Origin of the sequence: Pseudomonas lurida (genome assembly GCF_002563895.1) — a bacterium.
GTDB classification, from domain to species: Bacteria; Pseudomonadota; Gammaproteobacteria; order Pseudomonadales; family Pseudomonadaceae; genus Aquipseudomonas; species Aquipseudomonas lurida.
Genome location: NZ_PDJB01000001.1, coordinates 4,330,660 through 4,355,569, shown reverse-complemented (window position 1 = coordinate 4,355,569; position 24,910 = coordinate 4,330,660). Strand labels below are relative to the sequence as shown.

General features: G+C 52.8%; 23 protein-coding genes and 4 pseudogenes. 10 read left to right on the top strand and 17 right to left on the bottom strand.

What is annotated here, in order from left to right:
• Positions 1 to 411: 411 nt before the first annotated feature.
• Positions 412 to 549, top strand: a pseudogene (locus ATH90_RS29995) (serine--tRNA ligase); the annotation flags it as partial.
• 73 nt (positions 550 to 622) lie between these two features.
• On the opposite strand, the gene ATH90_RS19690 reads toward ATH90_RS29995, so the two are convergent.
• The 4 genes and pseudogenes from ATH90_RS19690 to ATH90_RS19675 all read right to left on the bottom strand — a co-directional run bounded on the left by ATH90_RS19690 (position 623) and on the right by ATH90_RS19675 (position 4,249).
• Entirely contained in the window at positions 623 to 2,173 is a 1,551-nt protein-coding gene (locus ATH90_RS19690) for a TIGR04141 family sporadically distributed protein (protein WP_098467123.1), read from the bottom strand.
• A gap of 530 nt (positions 2,174 to 2,703) precedes the next feature.
• Positions 2,704 to 2,880 (bottom strand): annotated as a pseudogene (locus tag ATH90_RS29990) (hypothetical protein); the annotation flags it as partial.
• Positions 2,881 to 2,891: 11 nt separating this feature from the next.
• Positions 2,892 to 3,437, bottom strand: a complete 546-nt coding sequence (locus tag ATH90_RS19680; RefSeq protein ID WP_098467121.1) for a hypothetical protein — start codon at positions 3,435 to 3,437, stop codon at positions 2,892 to 2,894.
• A 122-nt stretch (positions 3,438 to 3,559) separates the two neighbouring features.
• A complete protein-coding gene (locus ATH90_RS19675) occupies positions 3,560 to 4,249 on the bottom strand; it encodes an SOS response-associated peptidase family protein (RefSeq protein ID WP_098467120.1) in 690 nt (229 codons plus the stop codon).
• 100 nt (positions 4,250 to 4,349) lie between these two features.
• Between ATH90_RS19675 and ATH90_RS19670 the strand changes: the two genes are divergently transcribed.
• From ATH90_RS19670 to ATH90_RS19660, 3 genes are all read left to right on the top strand, one after another.
• Positions 4,350 to 4,781, top strand: coding sequence for a LexA family protein (locus ATH90_RS19670; protein ID WP_003216664.1), 432 nt, complete (start codon positions 4,350 to 4,352; stop codon positions 4,779 to 4,781).
• Entirely contained in the window at positions 4,768 to 6,054 is a 1,287-nt protein-coding gene (gene umuC, locus ATH90_RS19665) for a translesion error-prone DNA polymerase V subunit UmuC (protein ID WP_098467119.1), read from the top strand. Before ATH90_RS19670 ends, umuC begins: the two co-directional genes overlap by 14 nt.
• A gap of 217 nt (positions 6,055 to 6,271) precedes the next feature.
• A complete protein-coding gene (locus ATH90_RS19660) occupies positions 6,272 to 6,631 on the top strand; it encodes a DUF3742 family protein (RefSeq protein WP_098467118.1) in 360 nt (119 codons plus the stop codon).
• 2 nt (positions 6,632 to 6,633) lie between these two features.
• Here the strand turns inward: ATH90_RS19660 and ATH90_RS19655 are convergent, their stop codons facing one another.
• The 4 genes from ATH90_RS19655 to ATH90_RS19635 form a co-directional block, all read right to left on the bottom strand.
• Complete coding sequence (locus ATH90_RS19655; protein WP_098467117.1) at positions 6,634 to 8,154, bottom strand: conjugal transfer protein TraG N-terminal domain-containing protein; 1,521 nt, start codon at positions 8,152 to 8,154, stop codon at positions 6,634 to 6,636.
• Between the two features lie 342 nt (positions 8,155 to 8,496).
• The gene (locus ATH90_RS19645; protein WP_098467115.1) at positions 8,497 to 9,894 is read right to left on the bottom strand and encodes an integrating conjugative element protein; all 1,398 of its coding nucleotides are present in this window, start codon (positions 9,892 to 9,894) and stop codon (positions 8,497 to 8,499) included.
• Positions 9,895 to 9,920: 26 nt separating this feature from the next.
• Positions 9,921 to 10,868: a TIGR03756 family integrating conjugative element protein gene (locus ATH90_RS19640; RefSeq protein ID WP_098467114.1), complete on the bottom strand. Its 948-nt coding sequence runs from the start codon at positions 10,866 to 10,868 to the stop codon at positions 9,921 to 9,923.
• The gene (locus ATH90_RS19635; RefSeq protein ID WP_098467113.1) at positions 10,865 to 11,260 is read right to left on the bottom strand and encodes a TIGR03757 family integrating conjugative element protein; all 396 of its coding nucleotides are present in this window, start codon (positions 11,258 to 11,260) and stop codon (positions 10,865 to 10,867) included. The genes ATH90_RS19640 and ATH90_RS19635 overlap by 4 nt, the downstream gene beginning before the upstream one ends.
• A gap of 168 nt (positions 11,261 to 11,428) precedes the next feature.
• Here ATH90_RS19635 and ATH90_RS19630 point away from each other — a divergent pair, with 168 nt between their 5' ends.
• From ATH90_RS19630 to ATH90_RS29210, 4 genes are all read left to right on the top strand, one after another.
• Positions 11,429 to 11,848 (top strand): hypothetical protein, encoded by a 420-nt coding sequence (locus tag ATH90_RS19630; RefSeq protein ID WP_098467112.1) that lies wholly within the window; start codon positions 11,429 to 11,431, stop codon positions 11,846 to 11,848.
• 131 nt (positions 11,849 to 11,979) lie between these two features.
• Positions 11,980 to 12,453 (top strand): type II RES/Xre toxin-antitoxin system antitoxin, encoded by a 474-nt coding sequence (parS, locus tag ATH90_RS19625; protein ID WP_098467111.1) that lies wholly within the window; start codon positions 11,980 to 11,982, stop codon positions 12,451 to 12,453.
• Positions 12,453 to 12,944, top strand: coding sequence for an RES family NAD+ phosphorylase (locus ATH90_RS19620; protein WP_098467110.1), 492 nt, complete (start codon positions 12,453 to 12,455; stop codon positions 12,942 to 12,944). The genes parS and ATH90_RS19620 overlap by 1 nt, the downstream gene beginning before the upstream one ends.
• 758 nt (positions 12,945 to 13,702) lie before the next feature.
• Positions 13,703 to 14,215: a hypothetical protein gene (locus tag ATH90_RS29210; protein WP_141537508.1), complete on the top strand. Its 513-nt coding sequence runs from the start codon at positions 13,703 to 13,705 to the stop codon at positions 14,213 to 14,215.
• Positions 14,216 to 14,254: 39 nt separating this feature from the next.
• Here ATH90_RS29210 and ATH90_RS19610 read toward each other — a convergent pair whose 3' ends face one another.
• Entirely contained in the window at positions 14,255 to 15,157 is a 903-nt protein-coding gene (locus tag ATH90_RS19610) for a LysR family transcriptional regulator (protein WP_098467108.1), read from the bottom strand.
• A gap of 96 nt (positions 15,158 to 15,253) precedes the next feature.
• The gene (locus ATH90_RS19605) at positions 15,254 to 16,159 is read right to left on the bottom strand and encodes a LysR family transcriptional regulator (protein WP_098467107.1); all 906 of its coding nucleotides are present in this window, start codon (positions 16,157 to 16,159) and stop codon (positions 15,254 to 15,256) included.
• Positions 16,160 to 16,257: 98 nt separating this feature from the next.
• Between ATH90_RS19605 and ATH90_RS19600 the strand changes: the two genes are divergently transcribed.
• Positions 16,258 to 17,481, top strand: coding sequence for an EAL domain-containing protein (locus ATH90_RS19600; RefSeq protein ID WP_098467106.1), 1,224 nt, complete (start codon positions 16,258 to 16,260; stop codon positions 17,479 to 17,481).
• Between the two features lie 742 nt (positions 17,482 to 18,223).
• Here ATH90_RS19600 and tnpC read toward each other — a convergent pair.
• The 5 genes and pseudogenes from tnpC to ATH90_RS19575 form a co-directional block, all read right to left on the bottom strand.
• A pseudogene (tnpC, locus tag ATH90_RS19595) lies at positions 18,224 to 19,375 on the bottom strand (IS66 family transposase); the annotation flags it as partial.
• A gap of 49 nt (positions 19,376 to 19,424) precedes the next feature.
• Entirely contained in the window at positions 19,425 to 19,613 is a 189-nt protein-coding gene (gene tnpB / locus ATH90_RS19590; protein WP_244905998.1) for a transposase, read from the bottom strand.
• A gap of 329 nt (positions 19,614 to 19,942) precedes the next feature.
• A complete protein-coding gene (locus ATH90_RS19585; protein WP_098467105.1) occupies positions 19,943 to 20,071 on the bottom strand; it encodes a transposase in 129 nt (42 codons plus the stop codon).
• 755 nt (positions 20,072 to 20,826) lie between these two features.
• Positions 20,827 to 21,513, bottom strand: a complete 687-nt coding sequence (locus ATH90_RS29985; protein WP_478212370.1) for an outer membrane protein — start codon at positions 21,511 to 21,513, stop codon at positions 20,827 to 20,829.
• 812 nt (positions 21,514 to 22,325) lie between these two features.
• Positions 22,326 to 22,645, bottom strand: a pseudogene (locus tag ATH90_RS19575) (transposase); the annotation flags it as partial.
• 327 nt (positions 22,646 to 22,972) lie between these two features.
• Between ATH90_RS19575 and ATH90_RS29980 the strand changes: the two are divergent.
• On the top strand, positions 22,973 to 23,164 hold the full coding sequence (locus tag ATH90_RS29980) for an autotransporter domain-containing protein (RefSeq protein ID WP_141537506.1): 192 nt from the start codon (positions 22,973 to 22,975) through the stop codon (positions 23,162 to 23,164).
• 186 nt (positions 23,165 to 23,350) lie between these two features.
• On the opposite strand, the gene gspM is transcribed toward ATH90_RS29980, so the two are convergent.
• Both gspM and gspL read right to left on the bottom strand, forming a co-directional pair.
• Complete coding sequence (gene gspM, locus ATH90_RS19570; protein ID WP_098467103.1) at positions 23,351 to 23,821, bottom strand: type II secretion system protein GspM; 471 nt, start codon at positions 23,819 to 23,821, stop codon at positions 23,351 to 23,353.
• A 3-nt stretch (positions 23,822 to 23,824) separates the two neighbouring features.
• Positions 23,825 to 24,907: a type II secretion system protein GspL gene (gene gspL / locus ATH90_RS19565; protein WP_098467102.1), complete on the bottom strand. Its 1,083-nt coding sequence runs from the start codon at positions 24,905 to 24,907 to the stop codon at positions 23,825 to 23,827.
• Positions 24,908 to 24,910: the final 3 nt, after the last annotated feature.

Genomic DNA, 24,910 nt, shown 5'->3' with positions numbered 1-24,910 from the left:
GATACTTGGGCCTTGGGCTTTTCAGCAGCGCCGGCGATCGGCAGCGCAGCATCAATGAGATGCTCTTCGGAATCTCGTTCGGCCACGTCGATCAAGCTGCAGCGGCCAATGACCTGGTGGTCGGTCGTATTCCGGTTTCGGGGAGAGTAACGTTACACGACTGATCCAGCCCACCTTGCAATCGCCAGATTATGCGCTGGACGATCCTTTATTCAGATAAAAATTTGTTGTCCGCGCTGATTTGCGCCTTACTCGCCTTCGCTGGTTTGGACGACGCCAAAGTCATCCCGTCAGGCCCGCTTGCGCCTTGGGCTTGTCATCACAGAATACCTTTCCGTAGATGGCCGGAAACTCTATAAAATTTAAGCTTGCTAGGAGCGCCGATTGGGTTTCTCGGGATTTCGTACGGCGCTGTTACATACACTCATCGGAATGGGCCTCGCAGTTGAACGTACCCTGGTGGCCGTCTTGGAGAACTACCAAGACTGATGGATCGATCCGTGTGCAGACGTGCTGAGGCCCTACATGTGTGGCGTCGAGGTCCTCTGACTTTTCAACCTAGAGCATCACTGCTCGCCCAATGAAATGTGCTGGCCGGTCTGATTGACCGTGGCCTGCTGGGTCAATTACCGATTCTACAAACCTCAACCTGGTAGCCCATTGCACCGAGCCGCTGGGCGAACTGCCGGAAGTTCACCTTCGAGAAAAACGGCATGTGCAACGTATCGTTGGGTTGCATGATAGCGAACACGATTCTGTTGCGCGGTTGCGCAACAGGGTTGAAGGCGAACTGAAAATTACCCAACTCCGCCAGATGGGCGTTCACCTGAGTAACGACATCGGGGGTGTTGATCAGAGCTTCAGCGGACACATAGGCCTGAGAAAAGAGATGGCTCAGCACGCTCGACGATGAGTACTTCTTGACATGGATGATGTGGTGATCCGGCGTGAGCAGGTCACAAAATTCGAATGGGCCACCAGCACCCGTTAACCTCACCAATTTCTGGTCCAGCAGATAGAAATTTATGTTGTCTGCGATGCGTCTAAGGTAAGCGCCCTCGTGGTCGGTGCCATACGGAGGAAACACCAGGTTGCATGGAACTGCGGCGTCAAAGAAGCGGTTCACTTGCTCGGTGTAATCGCGGTCAATCTGGTACCAATCACCCTCGCTGAGCAGATAGATTTTTCCTTCGTGTTCGATCTCCGCCTCAAGGCACGTATACAGAGGCCACGCAGCAAGTCGTTGTTCGTCTGCACCGTAAAGGTAGATACGTTCGGATGCCAGCGCCTGGCGGGTGAGATCTCGCAGAAGGTGCTTGGCGAGTAGCGCCTGCCGCAGATCCAGATCGAATGTAATCGTCGGGCCGTTGCGAGATCGAGCGCTGTGTTTCACATAGCCGAAGCCGCAGATGTCATTACCAAGTAGCTCGGGTGGCGCCGCGCGGACGCGATCGAACTGCTCTATATTTATCGCAGCCACTAAAAGCTCATCCAGTTGGCCCATGAGTGTGGAGTCGCGTACTGGAACGATGAAGTCCATCCAAGGGTATTTTTCCTTGCAGTACTCGTCTTCGTACGCCGTCAACAGTCGAAGCGCGATCTCCGGGAAGTCTTCGAGCTTTACATCTGAATGCAGCGCCAATGAGTCCGAACCGCTAACGTACTCGCCCTCATCCTGATCGTTCTCCACGATGCCGGTTATCGATTTCAGGATCTCCGAGTCAAACTTGAAATCGAACTCCGAAATCGACAGCAGCCTCGATGACTGCGCCTTTGAGCGCAGTGGTGTGCGGTCAATATTGGACTTTTCCACGGACTTGATTAGTAATGGATCAGTCAAGCTAAGCGCCGTGCGCAGCCCGAAATAACGTTCAATGGCTAGCGGATCGATCAGGTGCCTGGCGTGGCCAAAAGTGAAGCAAAAGACCCTGCCGCTGACTGCCAGGACGAGGAGGGCTTTGAGCGATCTGCCGGTAAGGTCGAGGCCAGCCACATCTGGGATGGCACCGAATAGTTGCGTCCACTTCGGATGGGAAGGGTTTTTCTGATGGTAAAAGAGGCACTCAACATCGCCCAATGAAAAAGCGATAGGTTGCAAGTTGACCTCATCGGAAAGTGCGTCCTGAACGGTTCGCCCTTCCTTGAGCATGAACACGTTGATGGTGATCTTCACACGTCACTCCTTGACCTCTCGCTTTGATGTTAAATTGACATCTGCCTCTGTTTCCGTCAAGCACGCACGATGTGGTTGAAAATCATCGATAAAACCTTTCCCCCTGCGAATTTCGAGGTTTATGAGCGAGGACGCATTACACTTTCGTATCACCCAAGTAATGCACTAGGAGCGGCAATAAACGGAACCTGGCGGCGATGTTCATGCCTGGCGCCCCGCTTAGGGCATCATCAACCTAAGTACCTAAGTACCTAACGGTGCTCTAAAGCTTCGTATGGCCAAGCAGCAGTTGCACTGCTCTCCGGTTTTTCGTTCTGCGATAGATCAGCGATGCTTCTCATATGGTCGCTCTCGACGTCCGTTTTGGGTCGAAAACGGTCGCTTGTGAGAGGCTGCTTCTGGCCGAAAGGAGTCAGACGTGAGCGACTGAAACTGGCCGATAAGGGCCTCTAAACGTCAATTCTTGGTTAGACGCTGCGCGGAACATGAGCGACAGTGTTCCGAGCTGCGTTATGACCTGAACTTACGTGCTACGGGTCTCTCGCGCGGATTAATTTCAGATGCGCAGCGAGAGAGCTGATGTCCCACATGGGGTCGGTTCTGTGAATGATCCTGTGGCAGTTGGAGCATAATACGGCGAGTTCATGGAGCAAGGTTTTTTCGCTTCCTTTCCGTGAGCCAAGTGATTGCGTGTGATGAACCTCGCAGTAGTAGCTGCCTAGCTCGCCATATACTTCTGCGAAATCAAATCACATACCTCACAAGCTAAGCCGCCGGTGTTTCGGAACACCTCAGCCTTCTTTGCCTCTGCCAGGGCAGCGTTACGCTCCCGCAGTAAATGCTCCTGAAGCGTTATCGCACCTTCCTCTGCTTGATCGATTGAAGCTTCGTTCAGGGACAATTTTGCAGCCGTTGCGGGATCAACTGCCGGAGATGAGAAGTGGCCTTCCAATTCCCTAACAGAAGCTCCACCGTTCTCGTCGTACTTCTGAAGCAAGGCAGTGTCCACTTGCACTCGCATCGTACCGTCGCTGCTCGAGGTGTCTTTTCTGACGACGAAACCGAAGGGCTCAGTGTCCATCCAGATAACGACGTATAGCGGTTCACCGTGCTTTTTATAGTCAATTCGCACCCGGTGTTCGAATAACCCGGGCGCTCCATCTTTTTGACCATAAATCGCATTCTGTAGCGAGGTATGACCATGTACTTTGCGCCAAGCGGTGTTTGTATGAACTGCGCGATATTTGACAGTTACTGACGGCATCAGCGTCATTCCTTGCGGAAGGAGGTTGGTGACTGTGCACACTAGGAAGCGTGCCTACTCTGCAGAATAGAGTAGCTGGTCACTCCCCATTGACCACCGCTGCCGGGGTTGAGTTGTCGTCTTTATCCAAGTGGAAGGATCAGATCCGCCCCTTGGTTTTTGACGTTCCCTACTGGAGTCCCCACCGGGTACCACTCAAATTCGTCGACGGGGAGACAATGGTTTTTTGCTATGTCTTCCGCTCGAGCTGGCGACAGCTCCTGGTCCAACCATTCCCTGGCGTGTTCTGGAGACAAAACCAGCGGTCGCCGATCGTGTATATCCACCATGCCTTGGTCGCTGGCCGCCGTGATGATGACGAACCCATCTCCCTCGTGAGGCTCAAGACCTGTATGAACCTGAGCGAGTGCAGCGAGGAACATAGGTGCCTGGCTTTTGAGGCGAATGAAGTAAGGCTGCTTTTTCTTTGGATTATCAGGATCCTTGACCCACTCATACCAACCATCAGCCACAACAAGTGCTCGGCCATTTGGCCAGAGCTGCTTGAAGAATTTCCCGGTGGTCACTGTTTCAACCCTGGCGTTGATCGGATCAGGACGTTTGCCTTTGGCCCAGAAGGGCGCCCATCCCCAGTGGACCGGGTCAATTCGCAACCCGTCCTCGACGCCGTGCAGGATCAGTACCCGGGTAGTCGGTGCAATGTTGTATCGGGCGATTGGCTGGTTGTCGTAGCCGCTGATCACGTCCTGCTCTGCCTCGAGCTCTCTTAGGTAGTCCGCCATACCTTGGTACTGAGCAAACCGTCCACACATGGTAATCACCCGCTTGTCGTAATTTCCTACAACTGAATTGACCGCAAACCGCCTTCAAAGTTAACTGTATGTATATACAGTATCTGAGAAATCTTGCGTCATGAGCTTTGTCATTCTAGGCCCTCTGGCGGAGGGCGGCGTCCAGCTGCCTCTCTGTTCTTTCAAAGTCCCGGCGGGTTTCCCTTCGCCGGCGGCTGACCATATCGAACAACAGATCTCATTGGATGAGCTGCTGAACATCCGAGCCCCCCATGTTTATCTGGTGTCGATTGCGGGGGATAGCATGCAAGGCATCGGAATTTTCGACGGTGACTTGGCGATTGTCGATCGGTCCATTGAGCCGCTGAACGGGCACATCGTCATTGCGCTGCTTAACAACGACCCAGTATGCAAGCGCCTCTGCAAGCTGGGACCTGAAGTGATCTTGAGGTCAGAGAATCCAAAGTACCCGGCGCGGTATGTGATGGAAGGGGACGAGCTATCGATCTGGGGTGTTGTCACTTACAGCGTGCGCAGCCATGGCCACGCTTAAACCTGAGCCAGTATTTGCGTTGATCGACTGCAATAGCTTCTACGCGAGTTGCGAGCGGGTGTTTCGTCCCGACCTGGCACGTACGCCTATCGTGGTTCTCAGCAACAACGATGGTTGTGTGATTGCTCGATCCGCGGATGCGAAGCCGTATATCAAAATGGGAGAACCGTACTTTCAAATCCGCGACAAGTTGCGTAAGCACGGCATCCTTCCTTTCTCCTCAAACTACGCGTTGTACGGAGACATGAGTCAGCGGGTCATGACGGTCATCGAGTCCCTGGTACCGGCTGTTGAGATCTACAGCATCGATGAAGCCTTCGCGGACCTGACCGGTATGACAGGTGACTTGGAGCACTTAGGTCGGCGTATCCGCGCCCAAGTGCTTAGGAGTACGGGTATTCCTGTGGGTGTCGGCATCGCGGGAACCAAAACGCTCAGCAAGCTGGCCAATCACGGTGCCAAGAGGTGGCAGTCCCAGTTGGGAGGTGTGCTGGATATTCGAAACTCAGTGCGAAGAGACAAGCTGCTCAAGGTGTGTGATGTCTCAGATGTCTGGGGCATTGGCAGAAAAATGACGGCGCACCTGGCCGAGATGAACGTTCGAACAGCTTGGCAGCTTTCGCAGGCCGATCCCTGGATGCTCCGTAAGAACTTCAGCGTAGTGATCGAGAAGACTGCTCGTGAGCTCGCCGGAACGCCTTGCCTGGAACTGGATGAGCCCGATCCGCCAAAGCAGGAAATTTGCTGCAGTAGGATGTTCGGTAAGCGGTTGAAGGATCTGCCCTCGATCAAGGAAGCGGTCGCCACTTACATGATGCGGGCTTCTGAAAAACTCAGGGCCCAGCACTCGCTATGTAAGAAGATCCGCGTGAGCATTCGTACAGGGATGTTCAATCCGGAAGAGGCAAAGTATGCCAATGGGGTGATCGTTGACCTTCCCTATCCCACGGACGATGTTCGCCTTCTGACGAAGGCGGCGGTTGATGCGCTGGATCGGGTTTTTCGACCCGGCTTCAACTACAGCAAGGCAGAGGTGCTGCTGCTCAATCTCTGCCAGAAGGGAGAATACACCGACGATTTGTTCGCGGCGTCTCAGCCCGCCGAGGCGTCGAAGGTGATGGCTGTGTTGGACGAGATCAATGGCAGATGGGGCAGGGGGACGTTACGTGCAGCAAGCGTCCCGCTGAGCCCAGACTGGGGCATGCGGCGGGAGATGATGAGTCAAAGCTATACGACTAGGTTGGACCAGCTCTGGAGAGTTTCTTGTCAGTAGCAAATTTTACAGGTCATCCACTCTTCGTAGACTGTGGGGCTCTTCCGCACGCACCTGGATTTCCGAATCTGTACTGAGTCGTTTTCCAGAGGAAACCCTTCTGGTTTGCGGAATTCCCCTACAAGCCTTCCTGTTCAACTTCTGCAAACCTATTTGCACTCGCATCCAGATGCGTTTGAGGGGCACCCCGTAAATAGCAAAATAGGATGAATGCGAAATGGACAAAAAGGGATTTGCTCATCGTGCGGGCTATCGTCTTGGAAGGCTTCTAAGAGCCTCCACACGTCGAGAGGCTCTGATTGTGAAGTGGTTGGCAGTGAAGGGCGTCCCCAGTGTAGTAACAGCCACGATAATCTGGACCGCTAAGCTCCTATTACTCGGGGCGCTTCTGTATTTCACATTTTGGGCTGCGCTTTTTTACGCGATATTGTTACTTGTTGGGGCATTACAAAGTTGGGGGCTTATTTTACCCAATGCTATGAAAAATGATGATGGCTGGCGAAATGGAGCTTCTGGATATGGTGATTACAGTGGCGATTTTCGCGTAGATGTCGGCAGGTTCGACGAGGAGAAGTAAGCTCATTTGTTTCTACCAATACCGGACGTCCTTTGAATAGCGCTTGCGCCGCTAGAGCCGGCGTCCTCGGCGCCTTTTGAGGCTTGTCTCAATCCATCGATCGAGTTGCCAACTCTGAATCCAGCAAAGCTCAGAGCACCTACCCAGAACGTCGGTAACACAATAAACAGTGCTGCCATCACGTAATTCAGCAGCATGTCCGCCTGGGTGTTATTCATGCCCATCAGCGGATTCAGACTGGAGTGCGGGGAATTCGCCCCGTAAAGGGCATCAAGGATGGTCGTATCTATCCATCGTGCTAGCTGTAGCCAGAAGTCCACGAAGATGATTGCGAACTGGACAACGGATACCGTGATGGTTGCCTTCAAGTCGTAGGTGCTGAACATCAGCACCAGCGGAATGCAGATCAGCAGGGCCATCTTGAGAGCTGCCAGCACCATCGGGAGCGCTTGGCGTACGACGTCCATGGCGGGGAAGTACGCCAGGGTCCCGACGGTCAATCCGACGGTGCCTGTCGCTCGACTCATGTCATTGAATAGCGAGCCGCCGACCTGTCCGCCATAGTCGGAGTACACCTTGCCCTGAGTCATGCTTTGACTACTGGGCGACACCACCTGACGAATGATTGCATCGTTCACCTCTTCCTGTGGCATGAAGCTAGCCCACCGAATAAAGCGGTCCAGTAGACTGCTATCGACCTGAGCGAGTAATCGACTACGAAGCCCCTTATTGCTGTCTGTCCACCACTGGTTGCAAGTCGGGTAGCCTCCACCGTTTCTCACCTGGGCCAGTCCCATATCCCTTGTAGAGTCGTAAGGCCATTCCGCACGTGGGGTCCTGGAATGGTAGGTGTCGTAGTAGCCAGGCTGACCGGTGAAGTATCGAGAGCCAATCCAGTTGATATCGTTGGTCAGCTCATCATTGAGATTTGGACGATTCATGAACAGCTTCGCTCGTGAGTAGCCGTAGCAATCGTTTGTGAAGTCGGCGACTTCCTGAGCGAGTACGGGATCATGAAGGCGCGTGTTGTTTACCTGCATACGCATCTGTCTCAGATCACTCCCGCAGGGAATGGCAGCAACTGCGGCGCCGGTGATCGCCTTGGACATGGAGTGTACGAAGAACCACCAGACGGGGACTTGTGCACTTTGGTTGTTCAGGGACGTGAAGGACCTGCCCCAGCCAGTGTCCTCTGGCGCGGGTACCTGGTACTGACATTGTTGTGAGCGGCTATCGTCGAACTGCATGGTGCTCAGGTCTAAATGGATGAAGGGCATGCCGGCGAACATGATCACGGCCGTCGCCATCCAAAGCCGGCTCTCGATCCGGGTGCTGGCCAACAACCCTTTGTTGCCTTCGTCAGCACCCTCTCCTCGGGCCTTCAGCCACTCTTGGAGCAGGATGGCGAAGATGGGCAGGGCGAACATGCCTGAGTCCATCAAGACGTCCCAGATACCGTTACTGATGAGCCAGCCCACAAGCGTTAGGTAATACTCCAGATAGTCATTGGTATAGAGCGTCATCTCAAGCTCCCATCCGTAATTGAGCTCTGGTTAGCTCCAGCAACAGCAACGATAAAATCACGGCCGTCTCTGCTTTGCGGACGTTCGATTTGGAGGTGGGTTGGCGATGTATTTGACGATCTCGGCAGCGCAGCCAGAGGGACAGAGCGACGCTGTAAAGCGCCACTCGCCAGCTAAAGAAATACCAATAGGAATTGGCCCTCCACTCTTGCCAAGCAGGTAGTCCTTTCATGACCTGAATGCCCAGAAGGTTGAACGCCAGGGCAATGACGACCACCAGACTTACTACTGCGATGGGAGCCCAGAGGCCCAGACTGATAAACCTGCGTAACGGATCTCTTGTCATGGCCGGCGGCCCCGGCTGTTGCTGTACACATCCCGTTCTGCTTCTTCAAGGCGGTTGGTATCAGGGTCACCCTCATAAATGGCGCGTGAGTTGTCTTTACGCTCCTTGTGGCGGGCGATGATGGCAGCGGGGGAGTTGCTGGTCAGGGACCTGCGTAGTTCTAACTCTGTGCGCAGGTTGGTGATTTCCTGCTGTAGGGACTGGCGCTCATTGTTCACTGCAGTGGTGGCCAAATCGTTGGCCGCCACATTGGGTTCTTTGTTGCCGGCGAGGAGGGTACGTTGCAGTAAAAGCGCCTTCTCCAGAACACTGGTGACCGCAATTTCTGATGCCAGGCGCTGGGCCAAAATCTCTTGATCAGGTTCGTCACGCAAGGCCGTGATAACGCCTCGGGTGATGGGCATTGAATTGCTACCTGCCGCCGACAGATTCTCTGAGTTGGGAAGCTTGGTGCCTGAGATTAGCTCTTGCAGCAGTTCCAGTTTTTCTTCGTATTCTTCTTGGATGAGCGGGGTTAATCCAACGCCTGCGGTTGCGCTGCTTTTGGTACAGCTTTCGCACGTCTGTTGCTGTACCTCGCCCAAGACACGATTGGCAAACGCGCCAGCCTCTTCTGGCGATCGCCACGTACCGCAAAGCATGCCGCTGTTGCAATCATTTGGACCGATCGTAGAGGAGTCGCTGGCGGTACGGCCGTTGAGCAAGTTGTAGCCGGCTTTGGTGACCTCGCTAACCACCTTGATAGGAGGTTGACCACGGCCCCCGGCCTTGTTGCCGCCTATCCAAGGGATGCCAGTATTACCGTTGTCAGATTCGGCCTGAGCCGTTACTGCCACCGCATCCTTATTTTGGATAATGGCTTCCTTGAGCGCCTGGCCTTCTGCGAGTGAACCCCATCCGGTTTGATTGCCAGCAATGGTGACCATGCGCTCGGCCATCGAGCGGCAACTTGCCTTCGATCTGTCGAAGTCCAAGCGAGCCTGGAGAATGCCGTTGGTGAGCAGGTTGTAGAGACCGGGGTCCGCACGCTGAATGATTAGTGCGGGCAGCGAGGCAACAGCTCCTGTCGCGTTTTGAATCACGCTCCCCATGATGCTCTGAAAGCCACCGGTCAAACCGTTGAGCTGGTTATGTAGCGTGGTTGAAAGGTCCATGTTTCCGCACATCAGGTTGCTGTTCCAACCCACACCGACGCCGACGCTTTGCATATTGCCCGCGCGGCCCATGGAGACCGCGTTGCCACCACCGATGCTGTACAGCACATCATCGCCAATGACGCTGCCAGAGCCACTAAAGCCGGAGGCGAAGGCGAGAGAGGAGACACCCCATAGAGCGGCGCTTAGGACCATCCAGCGGCAGGTTGAGAGAGATTGGGGGGCTGACGTCCGAGTCATGTTCAGGCTCCGTGTTGAATTGAGGGTTAATGAGGGCCGGTGCTGCCAAGGAAGGTTTGCCCTTCACGTTTGCAGCAGGTGTAAGGCCGCCATAGGGACCACGCGTATCCTCCATCTATTGCCTGGAGGTGAGGGCCCGATTCTGGGAAAACGCTGCAGGAGTTGCTGATGCGGGGCGCGAGCTGTTGCCACTTGCCCGTGGCGGGTTCTGATTCGCGTAGTTCACCTGCGGGCCAGTAGCCTGCGCTAGGTGATGCGAGGAGCGGTTGGTACACATGGACTTGGCCGAGACGAGTCACAACATCTCCAGCACGCTGAGCCATGACTGCGGAGGCCTTGTAGTCGTCCACCTGGTGCAGAAAACCGCTGCGGGGATAGATGCTCCCCCACAGGTTTAAAGACAGCCTGCTGCCAACCTCGCGAACGCCGGGAATGAGTGATTGTGGGTAGATGCTTTCTGGAATGCCGTAGCGCCAGCCGACGTAATCCAGTGTGCTGAGCATGTTTGGCACGTAAGGCGTGCCGGCGCCGGCACAGGTGTATCCGGAGCCGCTGGCGAAGGCATTGAAGGCTGCGATCCCTGGATGGCCAATCACATCCACATTTTTGAAGATGGAGAGGTTGTTCTCGTGTTGATCGTTGGTCGTACCGCTGCCACCACCTTTAGCATGGGAGATTGGTCCGCTGAGTGCCCTGACTTCACTCCAGGGATTTTGCCCTGTTGCGGAATAGCTTGAGACAACGGCGTCCGGAACGTAGTGACGAACCTTGGCAGATGTTTTGACCTTGCACCCAAAGTTGGTACAACGGAGCCAGAAGCATGCGCCCACGACTTGGTATTCAAGGCAGCTGGGGGATATCACCGTAGGGACGATGATCGCCGTGTTTAACGCTTGACTCAGGGGGCTGTAGATAACTGTGAGTAGTAACGGTGCGATGGAGATGAGGTTAGGGTATTTGCGGTCCTCGCTCATGGATGCGCTTCCCGGTACAGCTGGATCTTCGTCAGCGCGCGCTCGACGTTTGAGTCTCCATAGACAACGTATTTCCCATCCCCCACGACCGCTGGGATTTTGGTGACTCCCAGGCTCCAGGCATCGAAGATGTTCTGGTGGGCGTTTTCAATCTTCGCGCTCATCTGAGTGGTCATTCGTTCACCGAACATGGCTTCGGCTACAGCGGGCGCGGAAGGCAACCCACTGGAGAGCGCATCCTCCAACCCTGAAAGCTGGTCGATGAGAATCAAGCGAATCTCATTCGTCGCCTCAATGGGATGAGCACTGTCGGTGATGACCCAGGGTACGGCGGCGCATGTTTGGCTGACGATCAGCGCTGCCAGGCTTATCAGAAAGATATTGGGCTTCATGGCTCAGATCCGGGGGAGTGAGTCCTGAATCTTCTGCGTAAGCTCACCCCTGTACATCATGAAAACTGATTTGTAGTGTTCGCATTAACGGAATGAGCGGCCAGCCGGGAAATGTGCCGGTACCGGGCTAAGTCCTCTGAGTAGTGTCAGTCTTTCGCCTCAGGGCGTATGAACTTAAAAAGCGGCAGGCAACAGAGCGAGCTTCAGCTTCATTCTGACTCCTTGAAGCTACAGTACGGAGCAGGTAAGCAGCGTCAGCTGACGAGTCAGCAGCAGCTTTTGAATCTTCACAAAGCAGTCAGTAAGGCAGAAAGAGCTTTCTCCATCACGTCTCAAAGCATCCAGCATGAGGCACGTATGCCCGTGGGCGACTTCAACAAGCTTTATCTGGATTTTTGTTCCGAGTTCGATGAAGCCAGAGTGATCGCGGACCTTTCTTTCCCCGAAGTGGCAGAGCGACTCCAGAAAATGTACTCAGAAATTAACATGTACTGGGGAAATATGACGGAGTGCTCAGGCGTCTTCATTTGCAGGAACCGTACTCTTCACAGCAGCCATTCGGAGAGCAAACAGTGCACGCCTCAATGAATATTCGGGAGCATGCCAACGTCGGCAAAAGCAAGGTGAGCCGTATCATGGGAGAGTGAGCTCCTTCGACATGGCTAGCTATTTCTGCCATGTGGCGCTATATTTTAGCCATATGGCAGAGGAGCGCGATCATGATTGCTGCAGGAAAAGAGTCCTATTCAATAGCGCACGACCCAATACGGCCGTTGCAGCTGTTGTTTGGAGAGGGGAAAAAGCTCAAAGCCACCAGCGCGTTTGAGCTTCACGCGTTGATGGAGAAAGGCTTTCCGTCGGACCTGGTCATCTCGTTTGTTCAGTCGTACAGTCAGTTCCGTGACCATCACGTTTTTTCCAAGATCATTGGCCTGTCTGATCGCACGGTGCAACGTCGGATCAAGAGTCCTGAGCCGCTGACCCCCGAACAAACCAACGGTACTTGGCGCTTAGCTACTGTGCTGAGCAAGGCTGAAGAAGTGCTGGGTGATCGTCAGCAAGCGGTTAACTGGATGACGTCGCCAGCAATGGGGCTTGAAGGGAAGGCGCCTATCGATCTTCTGACCACACAAATGGGATTTGAGCTGGTCGAGGATTTTCTGACCCGCATGGAGTATGGGGTGTATTCCTGATGACGATAGTGCCAGGGAATGGTGAGCTGTATTTGTGGCGTCTTGATCAGGAGAAGCATGCGTCCACCTGGTCGTCCGGTATAGGTGCTGAAATTGCCGGCGGCCGGTGGAACTCTAAAGGTTGCAAGGCTGTGTATTGCTCGGCGGATCCCTCTACTGCGATCTTGGAGGTAGCCGTACACAAAGGCTTTCAGGCACTGGACACGGTTCCGCACGTTTTGACGTGTGCCCGGGTGAAGGAATTCAAGTTGGTTCACCAAGTGATGCCGAACTCGGTACCAAATGCGAACTGGCTCTTTCCAGGTTCCCCTGGCCGCGGTCAGCAGCAGTTTGGTGATGGCCTGCTAGCGCAGCATCCCTTCGTATTGATTCCTTCGGCGGTTTCTCGGCACAGCTGGAATGTGCTAATGAACCCCGTTGCTGCAGAGGATCTGTTTGAGCTCGTTAGCCAAGAGCGGTTCGCTTTGGACACCAGGCTCAACCCTCCGTAGGCATTTGCGGTTCGACCCCCAATTAATCGCAGCCCTCGCAATTGAGGGCGGCGATGTTTGTTGTCTCGCTATCAAGCTTTCAATCGGTGCTGTTCGATATACTCGAAAATGGCATACGGCCTTGTTAACTTTTCGTCAAACTCAGTATTTTGAAATCGGGAGACGTTGTATTAGGTCGTGGTTTTCATTCTGTGACACTTTCCTGTTTTGAGGTCTGAACGCCCTCACGGATCATGGTGAGCACCTGTATGCATTGTTACCTTCAAATCTGCCCACCGTTACGAAACTGAGGCTGATGGTGTTTGCAGGAATCATGAATGGAATGTCGATCTCACGTATGGAGAGCACCAATGCCGTTGTACACAGAGGAAGATCGGGTCAAAGCACGTCAAATTTGCAACGTTGAGATAAGTCGTATTCGAGAAGCCCTTACACCAGAGCAGGTTAACGAAAAGGGCTGGGTGGCTTTGGGATGTATCCAGGGAATATATGCGCTGAGGGCTGTTAGCATTGCGGCGCATTGTCAGCTGATAAAAGACTTAGCTGCCGCTGAAGTACAGCGTCTGGTTGATCTGAGAGCCATTTCAGGTAGATGACGTAATGCCATCGTATACTCAAATTCACAGGATTGGGGGTATAGGATGGGAAGCGTTTCGCGCGTACTTGCAGTCGTATCCGCGGCATCGGTGCTGATCGCGTGTTTTGATCCCCGCGTTTCTGGCACTTACGTTGCCACTCGTTCATCTGAGGTGGAGCTCTTGGAGCTTACCCTGTCTCAACGTGGCGAAATCGTGGGCAGCTTTCGATCAATAGAGCTCTCCAGCAATGGCGAGATCAATACGTTGATGGCCAATGTAAGAGGAGCCGTTGATGCTGAAAGACTGGCACAGGCGATCTCTGCACTTAACAGCTCGACTGAGCTGAACTACAGTGGGGAGCTCTCAGATAAAGGAATGGAGCTCTATATTTCTGGCAATGCGGGCGTGGTATCGAAGGTTCATTTCACACGAGACAGTGTCGCGAACTTCAATGCTGAAGCGCAGAGGCTTGCACGGTGCGGCAAATTACCGTGCGGAGGTCCCGATTTACTCCACCTTACCCGGTCAAATGCGGCTGAACAACCTTGCTATGTTGGGCGGTTTGCGCAAACCTGCGAGTTGATAGGAGCATCCCTAGCTGATCGCGTCGTTTCGCAGTTCCTAATAACGCCTATTACGAATGGCATTTTCAGTGTGCCCATCGAGTCCCGCAAACGCGGAAGCCCAAATTGAACCCCAAGATCGCTTTTTATAGATAAATCCTTTCTTTGCTCATGACCCCACGATTAGCTTGCATTTCTCAACCAAAAGTGTGTGCAGCAGCTTTACCGTATTCGTGATCTGCGCCTGGTTTGGAATCAACAGGTATAAGGGCACGTGGGTTCCTCGCCATTCAGGAAGCAGATGGCACAACCTTCCAGCTTTAATGTCTTCAGCGACATCAATCCACGATCTGAAAACTACTCCGTGCCCATCAAGTGCCCAACGTCTCACTATCTCACTATCATCGCAACGGTGATCACCTTGGGCCTTGATTTCAACAGTCTCTTCACCGCGAGAGAATGTCCACGAATCATAATGTGTCCCACTAAGCTGAAAGGTGATGCAATTTCTTTCTGACAATTCTTCTGGTCTTGAAATTGTGCCATGACGTTTAAGGTACGCTGGACTGGCGCAGGCGACTCGATAGCTTTCCTCCCAGACCGGTAACGCGACTAGGTCCGACTCTTTTGGAACACCAAATCGAAGCGCTAAATTAACAGGTTCCCGGATAAGGTCTCGTGGTTTATCGCTGATGAGTAGATGAATATTTATCTTAGGATATCGCGCTTTTAGCTCATCCAGACAAGGAAGCAGCAAATGCCTGCTGAGGTCGCAGGGCGCCGCTATCTGGATTACGCCGGAAATTTCGTCTAGCTGCTGCAGGAGGATGTTCTCTCCCTCCTCCAGCAGTTCTAAAGCTGACTCGACGGACACCAGATAGCGGGCCCCTTCTTCAGTTAGGCGCATATTCCTCGTGGTACGGGCAAACAAGCGCGTCTGCAGTCGTTCCTCTAAGCGCTTCAGTGCGAAGCTAGCGGCGGCAGGGCTGACGTCAAGGGTGCGTGCAGCTGCAGAGACACTCGCGTGTCGAGCTACACACACGAAAAGTTGAAGCTCAAAGATAGTGGACATCCTGAAAATCCTTAGTATCACGTCCCGCACACACGGAAACTCAATTCTGGTGCTGAAACGCAAAATCGCTTATCTCATATTATGTGCTTGCTTCGCTCATTGCTCTAAGAGTAGCTTCTTGCATCTCTCTTTTAAAAGCGTGTGCAGCAGCTTGACCGTCTTCGTGACCTGCATCCGGTGTGGGCACATCAAGTACAAAGGGGCGTGCACTCCTCTCCACTCCGGAAGCAGGTGGCGTAGCCTGCCGGCTTTGATGTCTGATGCGACATCTATCCAAGATTTAAAAACTACTCCATATCCTTCGAGTGCCCAACGCCTCACAATATCACCATCATCGCAACGGTGATCACCTCGGGCCTTGATTTCAATATGCTCGTCTCCGCGAGAGAACGTCCATAAATCATAGTGTTTGCCTTCAAGATGATAGGTTATGCAGTTATGGCTTAACAAATTTTCGGGGTGTGAGATCGTGCCATGACGCTCAAGATAGGCTGGGCTCGCGCAGGCGACGCGATAGTTGTCGTCCCAAACCGGCAGCGCTATCAGGTCTGACTCTTTTGGAATGCCAAACCTCAGAAATAAGTCGATAGGTTCTCGATAGAGGTCTCTCGGTTTATCACTGATCAGTAGATGAATTACTAACCCAGGATACTGCGCTTTGACCTCGTCCAAACAAGGAAGCAACAAATGCCTGCCAAGGTCGCAGGGCGCCGCTATCTGAATTACGCCGGAAATTTCGCCTAGCCGCTGTAGGAGGGCGTTCTCTCCTTCGTCCAGCACCTCTAAAGCCGATTCGACACACATCAGGTAGCGAGCGCCTTCGTCTGTTAGGCGCAGGTTTCGAGTGGTACGGGCAAACAAGCGCGTCCTCAGTCGCTCCTCTAAGCGTTTCAGAGCGAAGCTAGCGGCGGCGGGACTTACGTCAAGGGTGCGTGCGGCCGCAGAGAGACTGGCGTGGCGAGCGATGCACACGAAAAGCCTAAGCTCAAAGATCGAAGACATCTTTAAAGAATCCTTAACACACCTTCCTTGGCGGCCTTGTTTTTTTGAGTAGTTGGAACTGAGACCATAGCTCATCTCCTCAGCGAGCACTACTTTAAATGAAAAAGAGTTCGCGTTTTTCAACCGTATCTGCGAATGCGAATGCAGATGTGGTTATGTGCTTTCACATTTCGTTTGTTAATTATAAGCATGTCCGCGCGCTGTATGGGGAAAAGTGTTGCTCCGAGATTATGGAAATGGTCCAAAATCATATTTTTATATTTGGTTTTTCATTGTTGTCGATCTCTCATGATGAAATGACTGTGTCTTTTTACTCGAGTAATGCTGATGTTGGGCTGGTTGTAGAAGCTTTGCTGTTGTTCTTTTCCTCGAACAATTGTTTTGGAAGGTATTTACCCATTATGCCGGTGTTATCTATTCTTGAAGTGGTTTTCAGCAGTGGCGACGCGAGAGATTTAACTTCGGTTATAAGCAAATCAAAAAACTTTCCGATGAGGCTGGCACCTCCCCGGTTTACAAATGAGTGGCGTGCAGGATACGAGTCGGAAATGAACTTTTGCCAGCGTCTAGTGAGTGTGTTGGAGGAAGGTAAGTGCAGTCTTAGTTTGCAGCCGATATATGACATGTCAGGGAAAAATCTACTTTGCAGCGAAGCTCTTTTAAGATTTGCCTACTGTCGAGGAAAAATTGATACGCAAAGAGCAATAAACGCCTTCGAGAGTACTGGCCTAATCAGATTAATAGATCGTTATGTATTGAATGCTGTTATAGATAGGCTGAAAAGTAATCCTAATGTCAATATTGCTTGCAATGTTTCTGCTTTAAGTTTCAATCTGGACTTTTGGTGGGAGTCAGCTTTAAGAGATCTAAGAAAATACCCCTCAGTGGCTAGGAGGCTGATTATCGAGCTTACGGAGGGCGCGATAGTTGAAGACTATGCGACATTTCTAAAGTTTGCAAATTCGCTGAAGTCGTTGGGTGTACGATTTTCCCTTGATGATTTTGGTGTCGGGATGCCCCGAGTGGCAGCATTAAATAGTTTTGCCTTTGATTACATAAAGTTGGATAAGAGTATGATAAGGAATTTGAACTGTAGCTCAATGAGATTTCAGATGATATCAAATGCAGTAATGTGTTTCCAAGAGATGGGGGCGCAAGTGATAGCTGAGGGGATTGAGCATGAGCAAGATATCATGGTGGCTAGAAAGCTGGGCTGTAGCTACATGCAAGGATATCATCTAGGCCCCCCCTCATCAAAAAACAAAATCTCAATTAATGCTGTTGGTGTGAATGAGTATAGCGCTTTTGGGCTATCTGTTTGATTTTGATTGAGTCTTGATTTGAATTTCGAGGGAGCATTGCAAGCCGCCAAATGTTCGCTCTAAGTTTTTTTCAAACGCATTGATAATTTTTCAATAAGAATGAAGTTTAATTTGGTCGTGGGTGGAACGGTTTTGTGCAGTTGTTAGTTTGACTGCCGAATGTGGCTCCGGTTTTGGGGTTTAAATTTTTCCATATTTATGATTTCAGAGAGGCTCTCAAGTGATTTTGGTTCTACTTCATAGGAAATATAATTAACCTTATGGCCGGTGTGATGGCTTTAGCGTCAGGAACGCTCAGCATCGCGTTTGGCGCGATGGTTCATAGCTTGTTACTTCAGAAAATGCTGCGTGAATTTCAATGGAGGTATTACATATCTAGCTGCAGAATGCATAGATACAATGCCGCATAATAGTAGTTTTATTATTCTTTTCTCTGTTGCTGGGTTAGCGCGCATCGAATCATGTCGTTATATGTGTGGTTTTGCTTTGATAAACGCTAAAAGTTTTGATTTTATTTGTCGTCTTTTGGAGGACGTATGATTGTCTGTCAGGCATACATAGTTTTTTCGATGTTTGTTTTTTTGTTTCTTTTATGGCTGGAATGACAGTAGGTTGTATGATCTTAAGGCTTTTCAGTATTTGTATATTCTAGGATGCTTCGGGCAAGTCCTCAGATTTTCTGAAGTACACCTTCACCCCCTCATTCCAGCATAAGTATACGTATCATTTTCGAGAGGAGCTCGATGGGGACCGCTGTTTCCTGGCGTAATCGCCAGCGATCTTTGTCGTTCATTCCCTTCGCGTTTCGCTCGACTTCGTACAGTCCGCCAATCGAGTGAAGCGCCTGCTCCGCCAACTAGCTTATATTGGCGATATGCAAGTCGAAGAACATGCGACGCGCATGGGCCATACAGCCGATTTCGGTGATGCCCAACTCGAAGCTGGCCTTTTAGCCGGCGAAGTCGTCACATGCCAGCTTGCCGTTCCAGGTGCCCATGATGTTACGCGCATGTTCGCCGGCACGGCTGGGTCTGAAGTCGTAGACCACGGCTTTGAGTTTCGAAAACGGCGTCGTATTTTAGGCCCAGACATAGGCGCGGTGGGTTTTCTTCTCGCCTGGCGCCAGCGTTTGTACCGGCGTTTCATCGGCGTGAATCACGCGCTGGGCCAACACCACTTCGCGCAGCGCATCGACCAGGGGCTGAAGCTGCACGCCAGTTTGGCCCACCCACTGTGCTTGGGTCGAACGCGGGATGGCCAGACCGGCACGACCGAAGATCTTTTCCTGTCGATACAGCGGCAGGTGGTCGGCGAACTTGGCCACCATCACATGGGCCAGCAGGCCCGCTGTTGAGATGCCCTTATCGATTACCTGCGGCAGCACCGGCGCCTGAATCAGCGTTTCGCATTGGCGGCAGTCCCATTTCCCACGAACGTACTGCTCGACGGTGAACACGCCCGGCGTCTAGTCCAGCTTCTTACTGACGTCTTCGCCGATACGCTGAAGCTGGCAGCCGCAGGTGCATCGGGTGTTGTCTGGCTCGTGATGGATGACGGTACGCGGGAACTGCGGCGTTAACGGCGCACGCTTGGGTTGCTGGCGTGGTTCTGTCTGCGCAGGTGCGGGATGAAGGGCTTTTAACTCTGCCTCGATGGCTTCAAGGTCGGTATTGAGCAGGTCATCGAGCAGGCTGCCTTGCTCCGGGCTGATCTGCTCGCTGCGCTTGGCGAACTTGTGGCGTTTGAGAGTGGCGATTTCGTGAGTGAGTTGCTCGATGATCGTCTCATCACGATGAATCTTTCTGTCCTAGGTCTCGATCTTGGACATCAACTGCGCAGCCAGTGCGCGCAGTTGTTCGGAAGCCATTTGGTCGAGATCGGGCAAGGAAGTCATGCCGTGGATTTTACCAAAGCAGCCCGAGTGCTACACCTGAAAGGAGCGTTTAAAGCAATGTAATTGTGCCGCCTACACCGACTTGTTGCCAGGGTAATCCCAGTACCAGCGCCTGAAGTTGTTCAGGGTCGAGTTCGATCTCCGTCCCACGATGGATGCCTGGCCAATGAAACTTACCTTGGTTCAAGCGCCGCGCCGCCAGCCAGATACCGAAGCCGTCGTGCACCAGGATTTTCATCCGGTTCGCCCGGCGGTTGGTAAAGAGGTAAGCGCAGTGCGGCTTCGCTGCACCGAACACTGCGACCACTCTGGCCAACGCGGTTCAGTGCCGGCGCGTGTCCATGGTCTCGGTGGCGATCCAGACGACATCGACACGAATCATTGGGCCAGGCCACGAATAAAACACGCGCAGCCGTCCGGATCCGAGGCTGGCTGTTTAACGGTGATGAATTTATCGCCCAGAGGCAGCGAGATAATCACCATCTCTTCCGTTGCTCATCTTGGTACCGCTTTTACCCGAACGAAAGCCGGCAAGATTGCATGAGATTGATGTCGGTAAATCGGTAGTCACTTGCGGATCACGTTGGCGTTGATGCCGTGATGGATCGCTACGCTGGAAATCGTCGCTCCAGGTTGCAGGCATTGCTGGGCGACCTGGGCTTTGAAGGTTTGGGGGTAAGAGCTGCGTTGGCGCATGGGAATCCTGGCGATAAGGGTGATCGCGTCCGCTTAAAAATACGCGGACACCATCGCCCTAAATATTGGAATTCGGTAGGTGTGTTCGCCATCCGCTTACGGGCCGGCCACATTCGGTGCGTCGTAAATGGTTACCACGGTCGGACTCGCCATCATCATGCGACACGGTATCGATACCGTGTCGCATGGGACGCAGGATGGCTATGCTTCGCTTCGACCTGATCCCCTCGCAGGTACGCTATGCCGCTGTCGCTTTGTTGCTGGTGATTTTGGATGACGGCTCGTCTTGCATTAGCCTGGACCGTTCACGGCTGGCGTTGCAGCCAGCAGTTGAGCCGCCAGGCTAGGCTACAGGCCGATACGCTCAAAGAAATATCAAGCATCTGCCGCCCTGCAGTGAACCGAGCAGGGTGAGCATCTGGAGCTGGAACAACGCCTGCGGAACAAAGATGAAACCCACCATAGAGATAGCGGTCGAGCAGGGTGATCCAGCGTTCAGTCTGACATAGATTTGCGCTTCATGCTGTGCATCGGAATCATTGGTATCAGCCGACCACCCATCCCTAGGCAATCGCTGCGCCGGACTTCGATGAAAGCGTTTGCAACCAGTTGTCAGGCTGTCTTGAGCTCGTTCCACTACCATGACACTCTTACCTTTAGCGGCTGCACACTTTACTGGATCGAGGATTTCATTCTGTCTGGATGAGTTCCGAAGAACTTTATACAGCTCCCAGACTTCGCAGGGCTTCCTGGCGCTAGAAGTGATAGCTCAGGCCTATCCGAGTTGAACCCCCTCGCCATTCGGTGTTTGTGCGTGTATTAGCAGATGCTACGACTGCTTGAGTAGTGTTCAGCGTAGTTTGGTAGGAGGAATCTAGATTCATCGAACCAAGGTCGTAATACACGTACTCTGCGCGTAACCGAAAATCGTTTGAAACTGCATATTCCAATCCAGCACCGGCGGTCCAACCAAACCGTTGATCAGAGTTTGAGGCTTTATCTCCCGCTACTGTAAGCCCGTTAACCAAGGAGCCCGAAATATGGCTACTCGTAGAGATCTTTCCATAAGCGGGGCCTGCTGTTAAATAGGCAAGCCAATTCCCATATGCGTAACCGAACTTGCCCCGAAGTGAAGCTAAGTAATGCAGTTCGTCCTTCCTGTCCAACTCTGTAGTGAGTGTGTTAGGGTAACCTTGAATTGCTGAGGTTCTGGATTGTGCGCTGCTTTGCTTCGCACCCCCTTGAAAGTCAGCTTCCAACCCATACACCCATGAGTTTTTTTGCCACAGGTATCCGAATGCAATTCCCGGTGCGCTATCGCGTTCGCGTATAGTGTCCGAAGAGGACGCCGCGTTTACCATTGCAGACGATATAGCCGCTCTAACTGGACTAGTTGGGGAAGGCCCACGCGGAGACCCCTTAGTATTTGTTTTTAGATTCATTTCAGTTTGGCTAATAAATGCCCCAAAATAGGGGCCTGACCATTTATCGGTCAAATCTTGGGCAAAGGAGGTCTCCGCTCCAACGCTACAAAGTATCAACATGCAGATTTTTTTCATAATAAATTCTCCTCAAGACTACAAGATTTCGCGCAGATACGTGCATTCAAGCTAAGTTTTAGAAGGGCGAGAAACCTCCCCCATGCGCGAAAAGTTACAGAGTGTTCTATTGTAATTTCCGGTTTTGCAGGCGCTCAGATAAGCTTAAAAACGACCAGAGAGCTTGCGGTATGCGAAACTACCCCAGGATAAATCTGAATAAAAATTATTAATTTATTAATTATTTTATTAATCCTCTTTTCTGCCGTGACTGCGAGCAAAAAAAATGCCTGATTCAGTGATAAATTTGATGAGGGAATCGATCCAAACCTCCTTTCTAGAGCTCTTCAGGTAATGAGGCGTTGTGCGCTGAAATGAGTGTAGATATTAGTTTCAGGTGCGCAAGGCTTGGGTCGAAAAAAATTCGTACGGCGCAGACAATCACCTCAACCCCCATCCATAAAAAAGAGACCCTCACTTGATTGCCGCCGTACAGTTGGTGGCAGTGCTGCTGGTACTTACCTTGCTTCGGCTAGATGTTCGAGTGTTAGAGGAATGATCCGCCCTAAGGATGGTCTGAAGTAGATGGCTGTTTTTTTTACTAGTGCGCCTTCAGCGCTTTCAAAAAACGGCAGCCGTTCAAAAAATAGTCAAATCTGCCTCGTATTTCATGATTTTTTGCTACTGCGAGCACCTCGCAGCAGCCATTTGTCCTATTAGCAGCTCACCTCTCCCATGCCAGAGAGCAAATGTCGAGGCGCCATCCACAGGTTCGACAGGGCGCACAGCGTTACCATCTGAGCCGTATTTTTTACGAAGTCTCGAAAGCGCACTTTCGTCTAACCAAACTGACGCTTGAACACCCGAAATGGATGCTCAACCTTGGCGTGAACCTGAGCTTTGGCTCTCTCGATCTTGCGTATCGCTTTAAACAACACGCTGCGTTTCCCCTTTTCTTGTAGGTGCTACGCCTGGCTGCAATCTGCCGGATGACTTGGCGTCCCGCATGCTCTTCGCGCTTCTCGACACCGGTATGGCATTGAGATAATTACTGCACTAAACGTGGCTGGCACGACCGCCCAAACCACCAGGGGAGCTTTTGCATTGGCCTGAGGCCATATTAATGTGGGAGCCTATCAATATCGTTTATATGCCTTCGATACCAATGGTGCTCTGAATACTGTTACCTGCACTCGAATAACGAGAACGGTGCGGCAACTTACCGTGCGGAGGTCCCGCTTTACTCCGCATTGGCCGGTTAGCTGCAGCTGAACAACCTTGTCATGTTGGGCGATTTGCGCAAGCGCGTCGGAGAGGACAACATGGCTCGGATGGCTGCAAACGCCATTGATGATCGCCACGTGTGCTCGGGGGCAATTCACCCAGGAGTAGCGGGCGACTCAACGCCGGAAGCCTGATTGCGTCTGTTGAAGTTGGCTGTCCTTTTGCCTTGGGGGAGGATGCATGGAGTGTTGAACCTCAACTGCAACTCATCCATCAGAACCTGGATGTACATCGGAAATTACCGACTGAACGTTGGGTAATAGACAGGTAACTGAGTGAGATACTCGGTCGCCGTATAAGAAGAAATTGAGCCTGGTACGAACTCCTTCCCAGCTACGTCAACCCGCGCAACCTGTTTTGACCCCTATTGTCCAGCATCTTTCATCTCAATTTTCGCCGTTCATTCCCAATCAACTCTATTCATTCCTCCGTCTACGGTAAATTGGGATGAATAATTTTAATGCGATTCAAAGCTTAGTCGAGCCTGGGCAATGGCCTGAGGGGAGACCTCCAACTGCAGTGACACTAGGGTGATATTCTGGGTTTCTATCTCATCGAGCCATTTCAGCAGGTCTGCTAGCGAACCAACCAAGCTCAGGTTGAGGCGTCCAGACTCTTCACTGTCCATGCGCTCGACGGCCAAGTTTGCCTTGGCCGTAGTGGCGGCTATTAGGCCGGCCATTGTCTGGCTGTTGACGTGCGAACTGCTGGCGTTAGATGACGCGTTAAGCGTGAGTAGATCGGTTTGCAACTGTAAGGCCTCCTGCAAGTGTTGTTCGGCGTGTATCAGGGCTTCGCGCTGTGGGTTCCACAGTAGGCTCCAGAACAGCGCTGCCGCGAGAAATAACGTGAGCAACCGCAACGCGAGGCGATCGCGAGGCGGTAGTTGTTGCCAGCGGTTTGAGTATTGGGTGAAAAGCGCTTTCATGGTTTAGTCCGTGATTTTCAGGCGGGCGCTGACGCCATCAGATGTCAATACGGCCGAGTCGGCCTGCACGTTTGCGCCTTGCTTCGCGAGGGCTTCGCGCAAGCGTTCGAGGGTAGAAAAGTCCGGTGCGCTAACCTGCAAGGTCCAGCCTTGGGCCTGTTGGTAGTCCAATCGACGGATGTGCGTAACACCGCCGTCACTGCCGATCCATTGGCTAGCCAGGCTTTCCAGCCTGCGCGCCAGGCTTTGCTGGGGTCGCAGTTGCTGTTGGGCGCGGGCCTGGACCTGGCGGGCAAGGTCAATCACGCGGGGTTCGTCTGGGAAACGTTGCCGCCAGAGCACCAGGCTGGCCTCCGTAACTTGGGCGGCATGGTGTTGTAGCCACCACCGATGGCCGATGTCTTGTGCGACTTGAGCACAGCAAGCTACGGCCAGGATCGCGAGCAGCGCCCGCCATGGTGTGCGCGACGGGCTGCGTAGGGCGAAGTCCCCCTGGCGCAGATCGATAGCCTGCGCGCTACCCTGGACCAAGAGTGGCCAAGGTGTTTCCAAGCTACGCTGCAGGTTGTCTAGGAGCAAGGGGGCCAACTCGTCGAGTTCCTGGTCGCTGAGCGCAAGGCGTTGCTGGCAGGTCCCGCCTATCAGCCAGCGGTCGCGACAGCGCAAGGCCAGCGGTTGGCTGCTCGGCAGGCAGTCAGCATCGATATGAATGCGTGTGGCCATAAGGCCATGATTCGCCAGCCGTTCTAGCAGGTGCTCCAGCCATTGCCGTTGCAGCACAAACACGCGGCAGTGACGGCGCGCCTGTAGAGGCCCGCGGGCCAGGTGGAGCAATTCGGGATCGCCCAGCAGCCGTTCTTCCAGTTCCGAGTGGATGGCTTGTTGCAGCCAGCGACCGCTGCGTGGAGGTACGTCGATGTGGTGATGGCTAACGATTTCGGCCGGCAGTAGTAGAGTCAGGGGCACTTGGGCCAATACTGTAGCCTGACGCAATGTGCCGCGTACTGGTTCGCCACCGGTTAGCCACCAGATGACTGGGGATTCGTCGTCCACTGTCGCGGTGGTGAAATAAAGCCAGGCTTGCATGGG

Coding starts and splice junctions, on each gene's coding strand:
- ATH90_RS19680 (WP_098467121.1), bottom strand. CDS start 3,437: ATGCCGTCAGTAACTGTCAAATATCGCGCAGTTCATACAAACACCGCT.
- ATH90_RS19675 (WP_098467120.1), bottom strand. CDS start 4,249: ATGTGTGGACGGTTTGCTCAGTACCAAGGTATGGCGGACTACCTAAGA.
- ATH90_RS19670 (WP_003216664.1), top strand. CDS start 4,350: ATGAGCTTTGTCATTCTAGGCCCTCTGGCGGAGGGCGGCGTCCAGCTG.
- umuC (WP_098467119.1), top strand. CDS start 4,768: ATGGCCACGCTTAAACCTGAGCCAGTATTTGCGTTGATCGACTGCAAT.
- ATH90_RS19660 (WP_098467118.1), top strand. CDS start 6,272: ATGGACAAAAAGGGATTTGCTCATCGTGCGGGCTATCGTCTTGGAAGG.
- ATH90_RS19655 (WP_098467117.1), bottom strand. CDS start 8,154: ATGACGCTCTATACCAATGACTATCTGGAGTATTACCTAACGCTTGTG.
- ATH90_RS19645 (WP_098467115.1), bottom strand. CDS start 9,894: ATGACTCGGACGTCAGCCCCCCAATCTCTCTCAACCTGCCGCTGGATG.
- ATH90_RS19640 (WP_098467114.1), bottom strand. CDS start 10,868: ATGAGCGAGGACCGCAAATACCCTAACCTCATCTCCATCGCACCGTTA.
- ATH90_RS19635 (WP_098467113.1), bottom strand. CDS start 11,260: ATGAAGCCCAATATCTTTCTGATAAGCCTGGCAGCGCTGATCGTCAGC.
- ATH90_RS19630 (WP_098467112.1), top strand. CDS start 11,429: ATGAACTTAAAAAGCGGCAGGCAACAGAGCGAGCTTCAGCTTCATTCT.
- parS (WP_098467111.1), top strand. CDS start 11,980: ATGATTGCTGCAGGAAAAGAGTCCTATTCAATAGCGCACGACCCAATA.
- ATH90_RS19620 (WP_098467110.1), top strand. CDS start 12,453: ATGACGATAGTGCCAGGGAATGGTGAGCTGTATTTGTGGCGTCTTGAT.
- ATH90_RS19610 (WP_098467108.1), bottom strand. CDS start 15,157: ATGTCCACTATCTTTGAGCTTCAACTTTTCGTGTGTGTAGCTCGACAC.
- ATH90_RS19605 (WP_098467107.1), bottom strand. CDS start 16,159: ATGTCTTCGATCTTTGAGCTTAGGCTTTTCGTGTGCATCGCTCGCCAC.
- ATH90_RS19600 (WP_098467106.1), top strand. CDS start 16,258: ATGAAAAAGAGTTCGCGTTTTTCAACCGTATCTGCGAATGCGAATGCA.
- tnpB (WP_244905998.1), bottom strand. CDS start 19,613: ATGAAAATCCTGGTGCACGACGGCTTCGGTATCTGGCTGGCGGCGCGG.
- ATH90_RS19585 (WP_098467105.1), bottom strand. CDS start 20,071: ATGCGCCAACGCAGCTCTTACCCCCAAACCTTCAAAGCCCAGGTCGCC.
- ATH90_RS29985 (WP_478212370.1), bottom strand. CDS start 21,513: ATGAATCTAAAAACAAATACTAAGGGGTCTCCGCGTGGGCCTTCCCCA.
- gspM (WP_098467103.1), bottom strand. CDS start 23,821: ATGAAAGCGCTTTTCACCCAATACTCAAACCGCTGGCAACAACTACCG.
- gspL (WP_098467102.1), bottom strand. CDS start 24,907: ATGCAAGCCTGGCTTTATTTCACCACCGCGACAGTGGACGACGAATCC.